Annotated in this window: 17 protein-coding genes and 1 CRISPR repeat array (1 of these 18 cut by a window edge); of the genes, 4 read left to right on the forward strand and 13 right to left on the reverse strand. The window is 68.5% G+C overall.

Going from position 1 to position 15,126, the window contains the following annotated elements; all coding sequences use genetic code 11:
- Nucleotides 1–341: a CRISPR direct-repeat array (repeat unit 36 nt; unit sequence GTTGCAAAAGCCTTAGCCCCGTAAGGGGATTGCTAC); it begins 73 nt to the left of the window's first position.
- Between the two features lie 78 nt (nucleotides 342–419).
- Nucleotides 420–2,012: an aldehyde dehydrogenase family protein gene (locus B128_RS0110965; RefSeq protein ID WP_018112318.1), complete on the forward strand. Its 1,593-nt coding sequence runs from the start codon at nucleotides 420–422 to the stop codon at nucleotides 2,010–2,012.
- 3 nt (nucleotides 2,013–2,015) lie between these two features.
- On the opposite strand, the gene B128_RS12765 is transcribed toward B128_RS0110965, so the two are convergent.
- Genes B128_RS12765 through aroH form a run of 3 tightly spaced genes read right to left on the reverse strand, consistent with a single transcriptional unit; the run spans nucleotide 2,016 to nucleotide 3,124 of the window.
- Nucleotides 2,016–2,483: a DUF4926 domain-containing protein gene (locus B128_RS12765; RefSeq protein ID WP_211207082.1), complete on the reverse strand. Its 468-nt coding sequence runs from the start codon at nucleotides 2,481–2,483 to the stop codon at nucleotides 2,016–2,018.
- A 60-nt stretch (nucleotides 2,484–2,543) separates the two neighbouring features.
- Nucleotides 2,544–2,759: a DUF6883 domain-containing protein gene (locus B128_RS13475; protein ID WP_425425107.1), complete on the reverse strand. Its 216-nt coding sequence runs from the start codon at nucleotides 2,757–2,759 to the stop codon at nucleotides 2,544–2,546.
- Nucleotides 2,756–3,124: a chorismate mutase gene (gene aroH, locus B128_RS0110975; protein WP_018112320.1), complete on the reverse strand. Its 369-nt coding sequence runs from the start codon at nucleotides 3,122–3,124 to the stop codon at nucleotides 2,756–2,758. The genes B128_RS13475 and aroH overlap by 4 nt, the downstream gene beginning before the upstream one ends.
- Nucleotides 3,125–3,191: 67 nt before the next feature.
- Between aroH and B128_RS0110980 the strand changes: the two genes are divergently transcribed.
- Nucleotides 3,192–3,845: a PIG-L deacetylase family protein gene (locus tag B128_RS0110980; protein WP_040683627.1), complete on the forward strand. Its 654-nt coding sequence runs from the start codon at nucleotides 3,192–3,194 to the stop codon at nucleotides 3,843–3,845.
- Here the strand turns inward: B128_RS0110980 and B128_RS0110985 are convergent.
- The 7 genes from B128_RS0110985 to B128_RS0111015 are packed head-to-tail and all read right to left on the reverse strand — an operon-like array spanning nucleotide 3,733 to nucleotide 10,358.
- Nucleotides 3,733–5,109 (reverse strand): chloride channel protein, encoded by a 1,377-nt coding sequence (locus B128_RS0110985; protein WP_018112322.1) that lies wholly within the window; start codon nucleotides 5,107–5,109, stop codon nucleotides 3,733–3,735. The genes B128_RS0110980 and B128_RS0110985 overlap by 113 nt on opposite strands.
- Nucleotides 5,109–6,218, reverse strand: a complete 1,110-nt coding sequence (locus tag B128_RS0110990; protein WP_026175213.1) for an amidohydrolase family protein — start codon at nucleotides 6,216–6,218, stop codon at nucleotides 5,109–5,111. The genes B128_RS0110985 and B128_RS0110990 overlap by 1 nt, the downstream gene beginning before the upstream one ends.
- Nucleotides 6,199–6,981, reverse strand: a complete 783-nt coding sequence (locus tag B128_RS0110995; protein WP_026175214.1) for a GNAT family N-acetyltransferase — start codon at nucleotides 6,979–6,981, stop codon at nucleotides 6,199–6,201. Before B128_RS0110995 ends, B128_RS0110990 begins: the two co-directional genes overlap by 20 nt.
- A complete protein-coding gene (gene menC, locus B128_RS0111000; protein WP_018112325.1) occupies nucleotides 6,954–8,063 on the reverse strand; it encodes an o-succinylbenzoate synthase in 1,110 nt (369 codons plus the stop codon). Before menC ends, B128_RS0110995 begins: the two co-directional genes overlap by 28 nt.
- Nucleotides 8,054–9,322, reverse strand: a complete 1,269-nt coding sequence (gene serS / locus B128_RS0111005) for a serine--tRNA ligase (protein ID WP_018112326.1) — start codon at nucleotides 9,320–9,322, stop codon at nucleotides 8,054–8,056. The genes menC and serS overlap by 10 nt, the downstream gene beginning before the upstream one ends.
- Before the next feature lie 2 nt (nucleotides 9,323–9,324).
- On the reverse strand, nucleotides 9,325–9,594 hold the full coding sequence (gene gatC, locus B128_RS0111010) for an Asp-tRNA(Asn)/Glu-tRNA(Gln) amidotransferase subunit GatC (RefSeq protein ID WP_083922131.1): 270 nt from the start codon (nucleotides 9,592–9,594) through the stop codon (nucleotides 9,325–9,327).
- Between the two features lie 20 nt (nucleotides 9,595–9,614).
- Complete coding sequence (locus B128_RS0111015) at nucleotides 9,615–10,358, reverse strand: DUF554 domain-containing protein (RefSeq protein ID WP_018112328.1); 744 nt, start codon at nucleotides 10,356–10,358, stop codon at nucleotides 9,615–9,617.
- Nucleotides 10,359–10,377: 19 nt separating this feature from the next.
- Here B128_RS0111015 and mnmC2 point away from each other — a divergent pair, with 19 nt between their 5' ends.
- Entirely contained in the window at nucleotides 10,378–11,031 is a 654-nt protein-coding gene (mnmC2, locus tag B128_RS0111020; RefSeq protein ID WP_018112329.1) for a tRNA (5-methylaminomethyl-2-thiouridine)(34)-methyltransferase MnmC2, read from the forward strand.
- Here mnmC2 and B128_RS0111025 read toward each other — a convergent pair.
- The gene (locus B128_RS0111025; RefSeq protein WP_018112330.1) at nucleotides 10,940–12,121 is read right to left on the reverse strand and encodes a polysaccharide deacetylase family protein; all 1,182 of its coding nucleotides are present in this window, start codon (nucleotides 12,119–12,121) and stop codon (nucleotides 10,940–10,942) included. The two genes, mnmC2 and B128_RS0111025, sit on opposite strands and share 92 nt — an antisense overlap.
- Complete coding sequence (locus tag B128_RS0111030; RefSeq protein WP_018112331.1) at nucleotides 12,112–13,278, reverse strand: MFS transporter; 1,167 nt, start codon at nucleotides 13,276–13,278, stop codon at nucleotides 12,112–12,114. The genes B128_RS0111025 and B128_RS0111030 overlap by 10 nt, the downstream gene beginning before the upstream one ends.
- Nucleotides 13,279–13,292: 14 nt before the next feature.
- On the opposite strand from B128_RS0111030, the gene B128_RS0111035 reads away from it, so the two are divergent.
- Nucleotides 13,293–13,976 carry a glycosyltransferase family 2 protein gene (locus B128_RS0111035; protein WP_018112332.1) on the forward strand — a complete coding sequence of 228 codons (684 nt, stop codon included), beginning with the start codon at nucleotides 13,293–13,295 and terminating at the stop codon, nucleotides 13,974–13,976.
- On the opposite strand, the gene B128_RS0111040 is transcribed toward B128_RS0111035, so the two are convergent.
- Nucleotides 13,915–15,126 (reverse strand): glycosyltransferase family 4 protein, encoded by a 1,212-nt coding sequence (locus B128_RS0111040; protein ID WP_018112333.1) that lies wholly within the window; start codon nucleotides 15,124–15,126, stop codon nucleotides 13,915–13,917. The two genes, B128_RS0111035 and B128_RS0111040, sit on opposite strands and share 62 nt — an antisense overlap.

The following is a 15,126-nucleotide window of genomic DNA, read 5'->3' on the forward strand; positions in this document are numbered from 1 at the left end:
CGTTGCAAAAGCCTTAGCCCCGTAAGGGGATTGCTACGGGAGGGGGAGGCCCCTCCCCCCTGGGCTTTGGGGGGTGTTGCAAAAGCCTTAGCCCCGTAAGGGGATTGCTACTACACTACTACAGGCCGTTCACCCGTGCGCTGCAGGGTGTAGTTGCAAAAGCCTTAGCCCCGTAAGGGGATTGCTACTCCATGGTGTAGATGACCGCAGGCCAGCGGTAGGCCAGGGGTTGCAAAAGCCTTAGCCCCGTAAGGGGATTGCTACATGGCCCGGCGCCGGTCCTTCTGAGCCAGCACTTCGGCTGGGTTGCAAAAACCTTAGCCCCGTAAGGGGATTTCTGCCATGGAAACCAAAAACCTTACTGCGAGGGGGCCCGTGCAAATTGCCTCTGCCGGGTAAAATCCTGAGCGGAGGTCAGCATGAAGGCGTTCGCCAGCAAATACGGCAACACCCTGGAGTTTGGTCACCTCATCGGTGGGGAAGAGGTGTACGAGGGCCAGACCCTGGAGCGCCGGAACCCCTCCGACCAGGAGGACCTGGTAGCCCGTTTTCCCGAGGGCACCAAAGACACCCTGCGCAAGGCGGCTTTAAAGGCCCGGGAGGCCTTTGCCGAGTGGTCCCGCACGCCGGCGCCGGTCCGGGGTCAGGTGCTTTTTAACCTGGCCAAAATCCTGGAGCGGGAAAAGCCCACCCTGACCCGCCTCATGGTGCGGGAAGTGGGCAAGACCTTTAAGGAGGCGGGCGGAGACGTTCAGGAGGCCATAGACACCGCCCTTTTCTTTGCCTCCGAAGGGCGCAGGCTTTACGGCCAGACCGTCCCCAGCGAGATGCGGGACAAGGAGCTCTTTACCTTCCGCCGCCCCCTGGGCGTGGTGGGCATGATTACCGCGGGGAACTTTCCCATCGCGGTGCCCAGTTGGAAGCTCATCCCCGCGGTGCTCACGGGCAACACCGTGGTCTGGAAGCCCTCCGATGACTCCCCCACCCTGTCTTACGTGTTCGTGAAGCTCTTTGAGGAGGCGGGCCTGCCCCCCGGGGTCATCAACGTGGTCTTCGGGGGCGGAAAGGACTCCACGGGCCAGTGGCTGGTGGAGCTCATGGACGAGGGCCTCCTGAACAAGTTCGCCTTCACCGGCAGCACCAAGGTGGGACGCTGGATCGGGGAGGTGGCGGGCCGGAACCTGATCCGCCCCACCCTGGAGCTGGGGGGGAAGAACCCCCTGGTGGTCATGCGGGATGCCGACCTGGACCTGGCCGTGGAAGGGGCCTGGTGGAGTGCCTTTGCCACCGGGGGGCAGCGGTGCACCTCCGCGGGGAACATCATCGTGGATGCCCCCATCTACGAGGAGTTCAAGCGCCGCTTCCTGGAAAAGACGGAGGCCACCCTGGTGGGCAACCCCCTGGTCCATCCCCAGGTCACCTACGGCCCCTTCATCAACGGGCGCCTCTTTGAGCGCTGGCTGGAGCACTACCGCTGGGGGGAGGAGGACGGGGCCACCCTGCTCTTTGGTAAGGGGCGCATCACCCGGGAAAACCCCTACCCCCGCTTCCTGGGGGACCCCGAGGCCGGTCTATTCGGCTGGCCCACGGTGTGGGAGGCCCGGCCGGGCATGCGCCAGTTCGCCGAGGAGATTTTCGGTCCCACCATCAACCTGGTCAAGGTGGACGGCATTGAGGAGGCCATTGAGGTGGCCAACAGCACCCCCTACGGCCTTTCCAGCGCCATCTACACCAACCACCGCCACTGGGCCTACCTCTTCAAGGTGGGCATCCGCGCGGGCATGACCAGCATCAACAACGCCACCGTGGGGGCCGAGGCCCACCTGCCCTTTGGCGGGGTGAAGGCCAGCGGCAACGGGGCGCGGGAGTCGGGCATCTGGGTTATTGAGGAGTACACCTACTGGCAGGCGGTCAACGAGGAGTACTCGGGCAAGCTCCAGCTGGCCCAGATGGACACGGGCTATGTGAGCCCGAAAGGACCCTCTGACTGGAAAGGGCTTCTGGGTATGTAGGGTCTAAAGCTCTTCTTCCAAGCGGGTGATGTCCTTCCATATCACCCGCTTTTGTTTGCCTAGATGACCTAAAACCACCAGGAAGCGCCGGGCTTCTTCTTCCGGCACGTTGGCCTCCCGAGCCAAGAACCTAACCAGTTGTTTTCCCCTCAGGCGAGCTTTCTTGGGATTAGAGCCAATGAATGCCTTCTCCTTTTTGGCTTCCTTCCGAGAGGGAAGAGATTTTAAAAAATCTAGGGGTAAAGTTTCAACGGCTATAGTCTGGCCTTCCGCATCTAGGAATTCCACTTCGGCGCTTTGGCCTTTGGGGTAGATGAATACCACAGTACCCACCATGCCCTTGGTCAAGCCCAGCTCAGGCATGTCGGTTTGGAGTTCTACCAGTTCAAGTTCCCTTGTTCTCATGACAGCGATCTCTTTCGCCAGCGGGGTATGCGGTGATAAGAGTTGCCGTGCCCTCCTCGTCAACATACCATACGCTAATAAACCTCTCCACAGTTTCCTTTGGGGTTCGCAGAGGACCTATGTAGCTTACTTTAAAGCCCCCCCCTCTGTTCCCCTTTGTATTTTGCAGGGTTTAGCCTCTCGGACATGCCTTTTTAGTGAAGTTTCCAGGGCCTTGGGGTTTTCTCGGGAGAACCCTTTAGACAGGAAGAACTTGGCCTTGGCTCTTCCCTGGGGATGATCGGGGTTGAGAAGGTATTCCGTGAGCTTCTCCCGCTTGACCGTGTAGCGTTTGGGTTTCACTGTGCGCTTTCCAGGTCCGGCCTCAGGCGCACCGCCTCCCGCAGGTAAACGTGGCGCACCTGGTCCTGGGGGGTGTCTGTGTTCCAGAGGGCCAGGACCCGGATGACCCGGGGCAGGCTTCCCGGCACGGGCACTTCCCGGGCGGAGAGCAGGGGTACCCGGTGCATGCCAATCTGGCGCGCCGCCTCGGCGGGGAAGGCAGAGCAGAGGTCCTCGGTGACGGTGAAGATGATGGCCGCCAGTTCCTCGTGGCTTTGGATGCCGTTCATCTCCAGCATTTTTAGGAGAAGCTCCCGAGTGGCCTGATGGATGGCCTCTGGCGTGTCCTCCTCCACGGTGATGGCGCCCCTGATACCCCGCACCATATTAGGCCCCATGCTAAGGGGTTCCGGCGCCAGGGGCAAGGCGGTTAGACTTGGCTCCATGAACCTGATGGCGGTCTTCGCCCATCCGGACGACGAAATAGGGGCTGCGGGCACCCTGGCCCTGCACGCCCGGCGGGGGGACCGGGTGCTTCTCGTGTGGCTCACCCGGGGGGAGCTGGCCAGCCACTTCGGGGACCTGCCCCCGGAGGAGGTGGCCCGGATACGGGAGGGGCACGGGGCGCAGGTGGCCGCTCTCCTGGGGGCCGAGTACCGTTTCCTGCCCTTTGGCGACACCCTGCTCACCGGGGGCCGGGAGGAGGCCCTGGCCCTGGCCCGGCTCATGGCCGAGTTCCGCCCCGATGCCGTCATCACCTGGGACCCCCTGGACGTCCACCCCGACCACCGGGCCACCCACCAGGCGGTGCTCTCCGCCTTGAAGCTCTGCCGCATACCCAAGCTGGTGGGGGAGGCCCACCGCAAGCCCGTGCGGCTTTACCACTACCCGCGGCGCGACCTGGCCCGCCCCTGGGTCTATGTGGACACCAGCCCTACCCAGGAAGTGGCCGAGGAGGTCTTCCGCTTCTATCGGGAGTTTTACCGCTGGCCCTTTACCCTGGAGGAGTTCCGCCTTCGGAGGCGGCTTCTGGGCCGGGAGGCAGGGGTGTCGTTTGCGGAGGCGTTTCAGACGGAGGCTCCGCCGGCCTGGCCGGCCCTTCCCTGAGGCCTTCCTCGGGGTCGGGGGCCGGGGTGAGGGCATAGGCCAGGATCACCGCGGGTAGGGCCAGGGGCAGGACGGCGTACCCACCCCATTCCGCCGCCAGAACGGTGGCGGCGAAGGGGGCCCGGGCAACCCCGGCCAGCACCGCCGCCCCCCCTGCCAGGGCCAGGGCCTGGGCGGGAAGGGTGAAGGGTCCGGGCAGGTGGGCCACCAGGGCCCCGAGGAGGCCCCCCAGGACCAGGGCCGGGGTGAAGGGTCCCCCGTAGGCCCGCACCCCCACGGCCAGGAGGAGGAGGAGGAGCTTGGCCGCCAGCAGGTAGAGGAGGGCCAGGGGGGAAAGAAAGGGCGTGGTGGCCACGGCCACCCAGCCTAGGCCGCTCCCCAGGGCCTCGGGAAGGAAGAGGAGGGCCAGGGCCAGGGCCAGGCCCAGGAGCGCATGCCGCCAGGGGAAGAACCAGGCCCCTAGCCGTTGCCCCAGGAAACGCCCTCCTTCCGACCACAAGGTGGCCAGGGCCGCGGCCAGGAGGCCCACCAGGGCACCCGCGGGCAGGGCCTCGAGGCCCACCTCCCCCCGGAAGGGCAGAAGGGGGGCGTAGCCGAAGAAGGCCCCGTACACGGCGAAGCCCGAGATGGCCCCGATGAGGGCCGGGGTGAGGGCCCTGGCCTCCAACAGGAGGCTGCGGTAGAGGATCTCCGTGGCCAGAAGGGCCCCAGCCACGGGAGCGTGGAAGGCGGCGGCCAGGCCTGCGGCCAGCCCCGCGAAGGCCAAGCCCCCGCCCAGCCGGGGGAAGCGGCGGTCCAGGGCGGTGCCAAGCCAGAGGCCCAGCACCCCAAAGGGGCCCTCGCGGCCCATGGGGGAGTACAGGGAAAGCTGGAGCACCCCCCCCACCACCGCCCGGGGATGGACCAGGCGGGGTGGGGACTGCCCCTCCCGGGCGTAGCGCAGGAGGGCGGCAAGCCCCTGCCCGCTACCCAAAAAGCTGGTGAGGGCGAAAAGAAGGGGCAGGAGCAGGGCCAGGGGCCAGAGGCCGGGTCCCCTAAAGGCCTGGGCCAGGCCCCCCTCCCCGGGGGCCTCGGGGGCCAGGTAGCCGAAGAAGAGGCCCAGGTTCTGGGTGAGGGTGCGGAGCAATAGGTTCAGCAGGGCCACCAGGAGACCGGCCAGGGCCCCAGTGAAGGCGCTGTAGAGGATGAGGGGGCCAGTCTGGCGGACCTCCTCGTCCCAGAGGGGGGGGAGGGGAAGGTGGGGTCCGCGGCCCAGGGGGCGCATCAGAGGGAGTGTACCAGAGCCAAGGGGGTGCCCCGGGTCAGGCGTGGGGTGGGCAGGCCCAAGGCCCGGTACCCCCCTCGGGTGAGGGCCCGCACCAACAGGCGTGGGTCGGCTTTGCCCCAGAGGAAGAGGGCCTCCTGCTTCACGTCCAGGTCGGGACTGCTGGCCCGGGAGTCTGTGCCCAGGGCCACCTCCACCCCGTGGCGGGCGTAGAGGGCAAGGGGGGCTTCCCCCACCTCGAGGGCCGCGTTGGAGCGGGGGCAGAGGACCACCTTGGTGCCGCTTTCCGCCAGGATGCCCACCTCCTCCTCGTCCAGGTGGACCCCGTGGACCAGGGTGGTGTGGGGGCCCAGCACCCCCAGGGCGTGGAGGTAGCGCACCGGGGTCAGGCCCGGGGGGGTCCAGGGGGTGCGGCTGAAGCGCCGGTGCACCTCGGCCAAAGGACCCTCCCCCCTCTGGAGGAAGGCCACCTCCGCCGGGCTCTCCCCGGCGTGGACCATGAGGGGCAGGCCCTCAGCCCGGGCGTACTCCGCCAGCTTGCGCAAAAGAGGAGGGCTCACGGAGTAGGGGGCATGGGGGGAAAGCCCCACCCGCACCCGCCCCTCCTGCCGGCGCCAGGCCTCCACCTTGGCCCGCACCCGGGCGAAGACCGCCTCGGCGTCCTGGGGGTCGGGGGCGAAGACCTCGTAGAAGGCCACCCCGGGGAGGGGGCTTTCCCCAAGGAGGAAGTCCATGACCTCATCCTTGAAGACGATGTCGCCGAAGGCACCGGTGCCCGCGGCCTGGAGTTCCTCCAGGCCCCGCCTGACCCCCTCGAGGCCCCGCCGTTCCCGGTGGGCTACCACGTGGGGGATGAAGCCGGAAAAGGGGCCTTGGTACCGGGGCAGGAGGGAGAGGTCCAGGTGGGTGTGGGCGTTCACCGGAGGGGGGAAGAGGGCCCTGCCCTTGTGGACCACCTCCGCCTGGGGAAAGCGCGCCCTCAGCTCCTCCAGGCTTCCCTGGCCCACCACGAACCCCCCCTGCACCGCCAGGGCCCCCCGGAGCATGGGGGTGCCGAAGCCGGTGTAGACTACCTCGGCGGTCCAGAGTTCAGTCCTGAGCCAGGACATAGCGGTTGGGGTGGCGGGCGAAGTCCACCGCCCGGTAGCCCCGGGCGAAGTAGTGGCCCAGGACCAGGCGGCTGTGCTCCCGCCACCGGAGGGCCAGCTCGGGGTCCTCACGGAGGATGCGACCCCAGTCCTCGGGGATCTGGAAGAGGAGCCGGGGGGCCTCGAGGTCCAGGTGGGCCTCCAGGGGGACCTCGTCCTCCACCCGGTTGGCCAGGGGCAGGCCCGTGGCCTCTGGCTCGGGCGGGGGGGCGTAGATGCGGGTGTACACCCTTTGGGAAAGCAGGTCCCACTCCGCCAGGAGCCGGTCCGAGGGGGCCCCGGCGTTGATCCCCGACATGGGGCCGTAGTGGTCGGGGAGGTAGGTTTTGGCGGTGGCCCCCAGTTTGCGCAGGTTGAAGTTGGCGTTGGCGCCCCGCAGGGGGTCAAAGGTCCAGACCACCTTGCGGATGCCCCGGGCCAGGCACCAGTCCCGCTGGAAGCGCTTGAGGAGAAGGGCCGCTCCCGTGCCCCGGTAGGGCTCCAGCACCCCCAGCATGTGGGAGTGTTGCAGGCTGGGGTCCCGGGTGGGAAAGCCGAAGACGAAGCCCACCAGCCCCCCTTCCACGAAGGCCCCCGCCACCAGCCCTCCTTCGTCCTGCACCGCGATGAGGAGCCCCCTGGGCACCAGGTCCCGGTCCTCCCGGCCCCAGACCTGGCGCTGGAGCTCCACCACCCCCTCCATCTCCTCCGGGCCCTTTAGCTCGCGGACATGTACCTCTGCCATAGGGTGAGGCGCTCCACCAGGGGTAGCTTCAGGTGCACCCCGATCCCCGGGCCCTGGGGTACGGGCATGAGGCCCTCTTTGGCCTCCAGGGCCTCCTCAATGAGGTCCTCCTCCCAGTAGCGGCTGGCCGAGCTCACGTCCCCGGGCTTGGTGAAGCCCGGGAGGGTGGCCAGGTGGAGGTTGTGGGCCCGGCCCACCCCGGCCTCCAGCATCCCCCCCATCCACAGGGGGATGCCCGCGGCCTCGGCCAGGGCGTGGACCCTAAGGCTTTCCCCATGCCCCCCAAGGCGGGCGGGCTTGATGTTGAAGACCCGGCCCGCGCCCAGCTCTACGGCCTTGCGGGCCTTTCCCGCCGAGGTGAGGCTTTCGTCCAGGCAGATGGGGGTGGAAAGCTCCCGTTGCAGCTTGGCGTGGTCCAGGAGGTCCTCGTAGCCCAGGGGTTGCTCAATGTAGTCCAGCCCCAGCTCGTCCAGGCGCTTGAGGCGGGCGAAGTCCGCCAGGCGGTAGGCGCTGTTGGCGTCCGCGGTGAGGGTGGCCTGGGGGAAGGCCTGGCGCACGGCCTTCAGCACCTCGTAGTCCCAGCCCGGCTTGATCTTGAGCTTGATGCGCCGGTAGCCCTCCTGGAGGTGCTTTTCCACCACCCTCAGGGTCTCCTCCACCGTGGGCTGGATGCCCAGGGAGACCCCCACCTCCACCCTCTGCCGCACCCCGCCCAGGACCTGCCAGAGGGGTTTTCCCAGGGATTTGGCGAAAAGGTCGTGGAAGGCCATCTCCAGCACCGCCTTGGCCATGGGATTGCCGCGGAAGGGGCTTAGGGCCTCCCGCAGGGCCTCGGGGTTGGGGAGGTCCTGCCCCAGGATCCGGGGGAGGAAGACCTCCTCCAGGAGGTAGCGGGCGCTCGCCACCGTCTCCTCCCGGTAGAGGGGAAGCCGCTCCATCACACCCTCCCCCAAGCCCTCGAGGCCCTCCCCGAAGAGCCTTAAGAGGAGGATGGTCCTTTTGGTCTGCACCCCGAAGCTGGTCTCAAAGCGGAACTTCAGGGGCAGTTCCAGGATGCGCAGTTCCGCCGCCTCTAGCCGCACGGTTCCAACACCTCCTTGCCCACGTAGGGCACCAGGGCCTCGGGCACCCGCACCCGGCCGTCTTCCAGCTGGTGGTTTTCCAGGAGCATCACCAGGATGCGCGGGGTGGCCAGGGCGGTGTTGTTGAGGGTGTAGGCGTGGCGCACCCGGCCCTCGGCGTCGCGGTAGCGCAGGTCGGCCCGCCGGGCCTGCCAGTCCAGGAGGGCGGAGCAGGAGTGGGTCTCCCGGTAGCGCCCTTCCGAGGGCACCCAGACCTCCAGGTCCACCTGGCGCCACTTCCCAGGGCCCATGTCCCCGGTGGAGACCTCCAGGAGGCGGTAGGGGAGTTCCAGAAGCCCCAGGATGGCCTCGGCGTTTTCCAGAAGCTCCTGGAAGGCCCGGTCGGAGGCCTCGAGGCTGGCCTCGGTGAGCACGTACTGCTCCACCTTGTGGAACTGGTGCACCCGCATGAGGCCGCGCACGTCCTTCCCGGCGCTTCCCGCCTCGGAGCGGAAGGCGGGGGCGTACCCGGCGTAGCGCTTGGGAAGCTCCTCCACCTTCAGGATTTCCCCGGAGTGGAGGGCGTTCAGCACCACCTCGGCCGTGCCCGTGAGGTAGAGGTCGGTGCCGGCGATGGGCCAGACCTGGTCGCGGGCGGCGGGGAAGTGGCCGGTGCCCACGAAGGCCGCTTCCCGGGCGTAGGCGGGCAGGGTGAGGGGGATGAAGCCCCGCCCCACCATGAAGTCCATGGCGAAGCGGAGGAGGGCCATCTCATAAAGGGCCAGGTCCCCCCGCAGGGCGTAGGTGCGGCTTCCCGAGACCCGGCTCACCCGGGGTTCCCACCAGCCGTTCTTCTCCATCAGGGCCACGTGGTCCAGGGGAGGGAAGGGGAACTCCGGCGGGGTGCCCACCCGCTTGATCTCCACGTTGGCGCTGTCGTCCGGGCCCACGGGGGCCCCGGGCCAGGGGGGAAGGGGAACCTGGAGGAGGAGCTCCCACAGGAGGGCCTCCTTTTGCCGCAAAAGCTCCTCCACCCCCTTGGCCTCCTCGGCCAAGGCCTTGCCCCGGGCCACCAGGTGAGGCCTTTCCTCGGGGGGGGCCTTGGGCACCTCCTTGGCGATGCGGTTGCGTTCCGTCTGGATTTCCTGGAGGCGTTGCTTGAGCCCCTGCACCTCCCGGTCCAGCTCCAGAAGGGCGTCCAGGTCCAGGGCCACGCCCTTTAGCCGAATGGCCTGGCGAAAGGTATCGGGTTCCTGACGGATGCGCTTGAGGTCCACCATGGCTACTCCAGCACCGGGGGCACCCGGAAAAAGCCCTCCTCGCCTTCGGGGGCCAGGGCCAGGGCCTCCTTCTGGGAGAGGGAGGGACGGGGGATGTCCTCCCGCAGGCGGCCCAGGGCGGCCTCCTCGGCCACCTCCTCCACCTGGGGCAGGGCGTCCACGAAGTCCAGGATGCGCTTGAGGTCGTCCAGGAGGAGGGCTTCCTCCTCGGGGGAGAGCCGGATTTTGGCCAGGCCCTCCAGCTTGCGCAGGAGGTCCGGGGAGAGCTCCATGGGGGGCATTCTACGCCACCTCAGGAGAGGAGTTCAGCCAGCCCCCAGAGGAGGGGGGCCAGGAGGAGGGCGGGCAGGAAGGCCCCCACCCGCACCTTGGTGAGGCCCAGAAGGTTGATGCCCACCCCCAGGACCATGAGCCCCCCTACCCCGGTGATGAGGAGGACCCGGGGGTCCCCAGCAGGGTCGGGGAGGGCCTGGCTCAGGGTGCCCGCCAGGAGGGCCACCCCTCCCTGGTAGGCCAGGATCACCAGCACGCTGAACCCTACCCCGATGCCGAAGGAGCTGGTGAGGGCGATGGCCGAGAGCCCGTCTAGGGTGGCCTTGAGGAGGAGGAGGCTGGCGTCCCCGCTCAGGCCGTTTTGGATGGAGCCCAAAAGGGTCATGGGCCCCACGCAGAAGAGGAGGCTAGCCGCCAAAAACCCCTCGGTGAAGCGCCCCCCGCCCCGCACCGCCCGCTTGATCCTTTCCCCCAAGCCCTCGAGGCCCTCCTCAATCCGCCACCACTCCCCCAGGAGACCTCCCAGGACCAGGCTCAAAAGCCCCAGCACCACCCCGTCCACCGCTCCCCCCTTGGCCCTCCCCAGGGCGGCGGCCATGGAGAGCCCGATGTACAGGGTGGTGAGCCCCACCCCCTGGACCAGGATGCGCGCCATGCGCTCGGGAAGGCGTCCCCGCAGAAGGAGGCCGAGCCCGGTGCCCAAGGTCACGGTGGCGGCGTTGACCAGGGTTCCCGAGAGCTTGTCCAAGAGGGAGAGCTCCATGCCGGCTATTCTAGCGGGGATGGAGCCCGTTCCCACCCAAGACGGCACCCCCACCCTGGTCCACCCTGGCTACGGGGAGGCCTACCACCCCCGGCAGGGGGCCCTGCTCCAGGCCCGGCGGCTTTACCTGGAGAAGACCCGCACCCACCTCCACCCTGCCCCCCGGGTCCTGGAGGTGGGCCTGGGCCTCATGGTGAACTTCCGGGTGGCCCTGGAAAGCGCCCTGGAGCGGGGGGTCCATCTGCGCTACCTGGCGGTGGAGAAGGAGCCTCTTCCCCCCGAGGTGCTACGGCAGATCTCCCTTCCCCTGCCCCGGGCCGAGGCGGTTTTTGGGGAGCTTTTGGCGGTGTGGCCCGCGGAGGTCTTCCGCGGGCCCTGGGGAGAGCTTCGCGTCCTCTTTGGCCGGGTAGAGGCGCTTTCCCTCCCCAAGGCCTGGGCCACGGCGGTCTACCTGGACCCCTTCAGCCCCCGGGTGAACCCCGAGGCCTGGGAGGAGGGGGTGCTCTGCAGGCTCCGCCTTGCCCTAAGGCGGGGAGGGCGGCTTGCCACCTACTCCGCCCAGGGGGCCTTCCGCCGCGCCCTTAAGGCCGCGGGCTTCCGGGTCCACCGGGTGCCGGGGGTGGGGAAGCGGGAGTGGACGGTGGGAATCGCCGTAGAAGCTCCTCCCGGGTGAGATAGCCCAGCTCGGCCCAGAAGCGCTCCCGCTTGGGAAGCTCTCCCCGGTAGAGCCAGAGGAACCAGGCGCTGGAAAGGGTGGCCACCAGGCGGGGCCAGGGGGGTAGGGGAAGGGTGTGAAAACCGTAGAGCCGGGCCCCCTGGGCCAGGTAGCTGTAGCCGTAGACCAGGGCCACCTCGGGGTCCTCCGCCACCCTGGCCGCCACCTTCCTGAGGCCTTCCCGTACCAGGCGGATGGCCTCCAGGGGGGTGAGCTCCATGGCCCGCTGGCTTTCCAGGTGGAGCTCCAGGGCCCAGGCGCCCTCGGGTATGCCCGGCACCTTGGGCCCGGGGAAAGGCTTCTTCTCCACCCGGAAGAGGTCAAAGGGGCCGTAGCCCAGCCGTTCCACCCGGTGCTTCTGGTTGTACCGTTCCTCAAAGCCCTGGAGGGCGCGGATGAGGGCCAGGCGGGGGGTGAGGGGCCTGGGCGCAAGCTCGTCCAGGGTCACGGGCTGGTACCCCAGGGCCAGGATCCGGGGCAGGGCCAGTTCCAAAAGCCTTAGGGTGCGCTCGGGGCCATCGTGCAGGAGGACCACGCTCCCCGGGCGCAGGTAGTAAAGAAGCCTTTCCGCCAGGGCCTCTGGGGGCTGGTCCAGCCAGTCCTTGCTCTCCAGGTCCCAAAGGGCGATGCGCTTGCCCAGGAGGCGGGCGAAGACCCGGGTGAAGGGGGTGTGCAGGCCGTGGGGAGGGCGGTAGTAGCGCCCGGGGTTCTTGGCCATGTGCGCCCACTCCCGCCAGGGGAGGAAAAGCGTCCAGGCCCGGTGGCCCTCCCCGTGGTCCTCCAGCTGGTGGCCCTCCCGGCGGATGGCCTCCACCAGGTGGGGCCTGGCCCGGGCCCTTTCCCCGGTGAGGAAGAAGGTGGCCTTCACCCCGTGGCGCCGAAGGAGGGCCAAAAGCTCTGCCGTGCTCTCGGAGGGGCCGTCGTCAAAGGTGAGGGCCACCCGCACGTCCCTGCGGGACCCGTGGGCGTAGGCCCCCAGGCCCAGGAAGCGGAAGAGGAGGTCCGCCAGCAGGTAGAGGAGGAGGATGAGGCCCAGGGCTAGTTCCATCTACCCCTCCGGAAGACCAGGGCGTAGAAGAGGCCAAGGGCCAGGAGGAGGCCACCCCCCACCAGGAAGGGGGCCCGAAGCCCCAAAAGCTCCCAGAGCACCCCGCCCACCGCGGGCCCCAGGGCCACCCCCAGGCCCTCCACCGTCATAAGCCCTCCCCAGATGGCGGCCCGGTTTTCCTGGGGCAGGTTCTTGGCCAGGAAGCCGTTCCATCCCGGCATGAAGAGGCTGTACCCAAAGCCCGCCACCAGGGCCAGGAAGGCCACCTCGGCCAGGGTGCTGGCGAACCCCAGCCACAGCATGGCCACCCCAAGAAGGGCAAGCCCTCCCACCAGGGCCAGGCGGTAGCCGCGGCGGTCCACCAGGCGGCCGGTGAAGGGCAAAAGGCCGAAGGCCAGCCCTCCGCCCAGGAGGAGAAGGCCCCCTAGGGCGATGGGCTCCAGGCCCAGGCTTTCCTTGGCAAAGCGCAGGAGGAAGAGGGAGACCAGGGCGGGGGCAAAGGTCTGGCCGAAGGCGGCGGGCAGGAAGAGGAGGAGGCGGTTTAGGGGGTAGGGTTCCCTCTTGGTGGGCGGGAGAGGGATGCGGAAGGTGAAGAGGCTCAGGGTGAGGAGGAAGGCGAGCCCCTGGGCCAGGAGGAGGAGGAGCAAGGCCGCCTCGGGGTGGCGTTGGGCCACCTGTCCCACCCCTACCAGGCCGATGCCCGCCCAGGGCAGGACCAGGGTGAGGGTGAAGGAGAGGGCCCGGGCCTCCCGCCCCGGCACGGCGATGCGGCTGGCCAGGGTCATCAGCCCCGGGTACAGGGTGGACATGGAAAGCCCCCAAAGAAGGGCAAGCCCCCAGAGGAGCCAGGCGGCCTTGGCCCCCGGGGTGAGGAAGAGGGCGAGGAGGCCCATGAGAGCGGCCAGGGTGGCCACCCTGCCAAACCCCACCCGCTCCGCCACAAGCCCTCCGAAGGTCTTGGAGAGGTTCTCCGCCAGCTGGTGAAAGGTGAAGGCCAGGGTGAAGATGGCGGGGCCCAGGTGCAGGTACTCGGGGGCGTAAAAGGGCAGGAGGCCGGCGAAGAAGCCGCTTCTTACCCCCTCCATGAGCCCCACGGCCAAGACCAGGCGCAGGAAGACGGAAAGCCCCTCCCTGGCCCACGGCAGATAGCGAAACACGCTAAAGTATACCCGTGCGGATCAGCGTGGTGATCCCCGCCCATAACGAGGAGGACTATCTGCCGGGCGCCCTCAAGGCCGTGCTGGGGCAGACCCTGCCCCCCTTTGAGGTGGTGGTGGTGGACAACGCCTCCAGCGACCGCACCCGGGAGGTGGCCGAGGCCTTCGGGGTGCGGGTGGTCTACTGCGCCCGTAAGGGGGTGGCCCACGCCCGGCAGGCGGGGCTCCTGGCCGCCCGGGGGGAGTGGGTGGCCATGACGGATGCCGACTCCCTTCCCACCCCCACCTGGTTGCAGGCCCTGGCCCAGCATGCCCCGGGGGCCGTGGCCCTCTACGGCCCCCTGCGCTTCTATGGGGTCTCCCCCTGGGAGGCGGCCTTTTCCGAGTGGGGCTACCGGGCTTTTTTGAACCTCATGGCCCTTCTCGGGCGTCCCAACCTGGCGGGGGCCAACCTGATGGTCCTTAAGGAGGCGGCCCTAAAGGTGGGGGGCTTCCCCGAGGTGGAGGCCCGGGAGGACGTGCTCCTGGGCTGGAGGCTAAAGGCCTTGGGCCCAGTGCGCTACGTGCCCGGGGCCCTGGTCCTCACCTCCGCCCGCCGGCTGAAGGGGGGTTGGGGGCGCTTTCTCCTCAGGCAGGCTAGAAACCTCCTGGGCGATCCTCGAGGCTACTTCGGGGAAGCCGGGGAAAAGGAAAGATGAGCCTCCGGGGCTCGGCCCGCAGGATCTCGCTGGCCTCGTCGTAGACGGCCACGATCCGCTCAGCGATGCGTTCCGCGGAGCGTTCCATGGCCCAGGCCCGGGCCTGGAGGCTCAGGCGCTGTCGCTTTTCCTCGTCCTTCAGGAGCTCTAAGGCCTTCTCCGCCAGGGCCCGGTAATCCCCTGGGGGCACCAGGAAGCCGGTCTTGCCCTCTTCCACCCCCTCCAGGGTGCCCTCCGCCCCCACGGCCACCACGGGAACCCCCATGGCCTGGGCCTCCCAGATGACGAGGCCCTGGGTCTCCGTCTCGCTGGCAAAGAGGAAGAGCTCGGCCAGGCGGTAATACCCCCCGATGCGTCGGTAGGGCACGGGCCCCAGGAAGCGCACCCGCTCCCCTATGCCCAGCTCCCGGGCCAGCGCCTGAAGGGGCTGGAGCTCCGGCCCCTCGCCGATGTGCACCAGGAAGACGTCCTCCTCCCGGGCCAGCTCGGCCACTGCCCGGAGCACCACGTCAAAGGACTTCTCCTTTCCCAAGCGGCCCACGGTGATGAGGCGGCGCTTGCCCTCGGGCCAGGGGGAAGGGGAGGGGAGAGGGGCTTCCTCCAGGATGCGGTTGTCAATCCCCGTGGGGATCACCCGGATGGGCCGCTCTATGCCGTAGCTCTCCGCCAGTCGCCTCACGGGTTCCGTGGGGGCGATGACCACCTCTACCCGGTTATAGAAGGCCTTGGCCAGCCGGGGCACGATGCCGGTGTACTTGTCCAGAATGGCCAAACCCGGCACGTAGTGGGCGTACTTCTCGTAGTGGGTGTGGAAGGTAGACACGTGGGGCAGGCCCTTGTTGCGGGCGATCCTGAGGCCCCAGACCCCCAGGGTGAGGGGGGTGTGGGTGTGGATCAGTTCAAACTCTGTGGGCAGGTGCCGGGCCGAGGGCAGGGCGATCTGCTGGCCCTCGTAGAAGGGGTAGGCCACCGAAGGCACCCGTACCACCCCCTCCTCGCCCTCCGGGGCCTCGGGGTGGTGGGGGGCTACCACCCAAGCCTCGTGGCCCATGCGGCGGAGTTCCCGGAGGAGAAGGTAAACGCTGGTGGTGACCCCGTTGGGGTTGGGGAAATAGACGTCGGTGAAAAGGCCTACGCGGTAGAGGCGCAT

The sequence above is a fragment of the Thermus igniterrae ATCC 700962 genome, from assembly GCF_000376265.1.
In the GTDB taxonomy this organism is placed as follows: domain Bacteria; phylum Deinococcota; class Deinococci; order Deinococcales; family Thermaceae; genus Thermus; species Thermus igniterrae.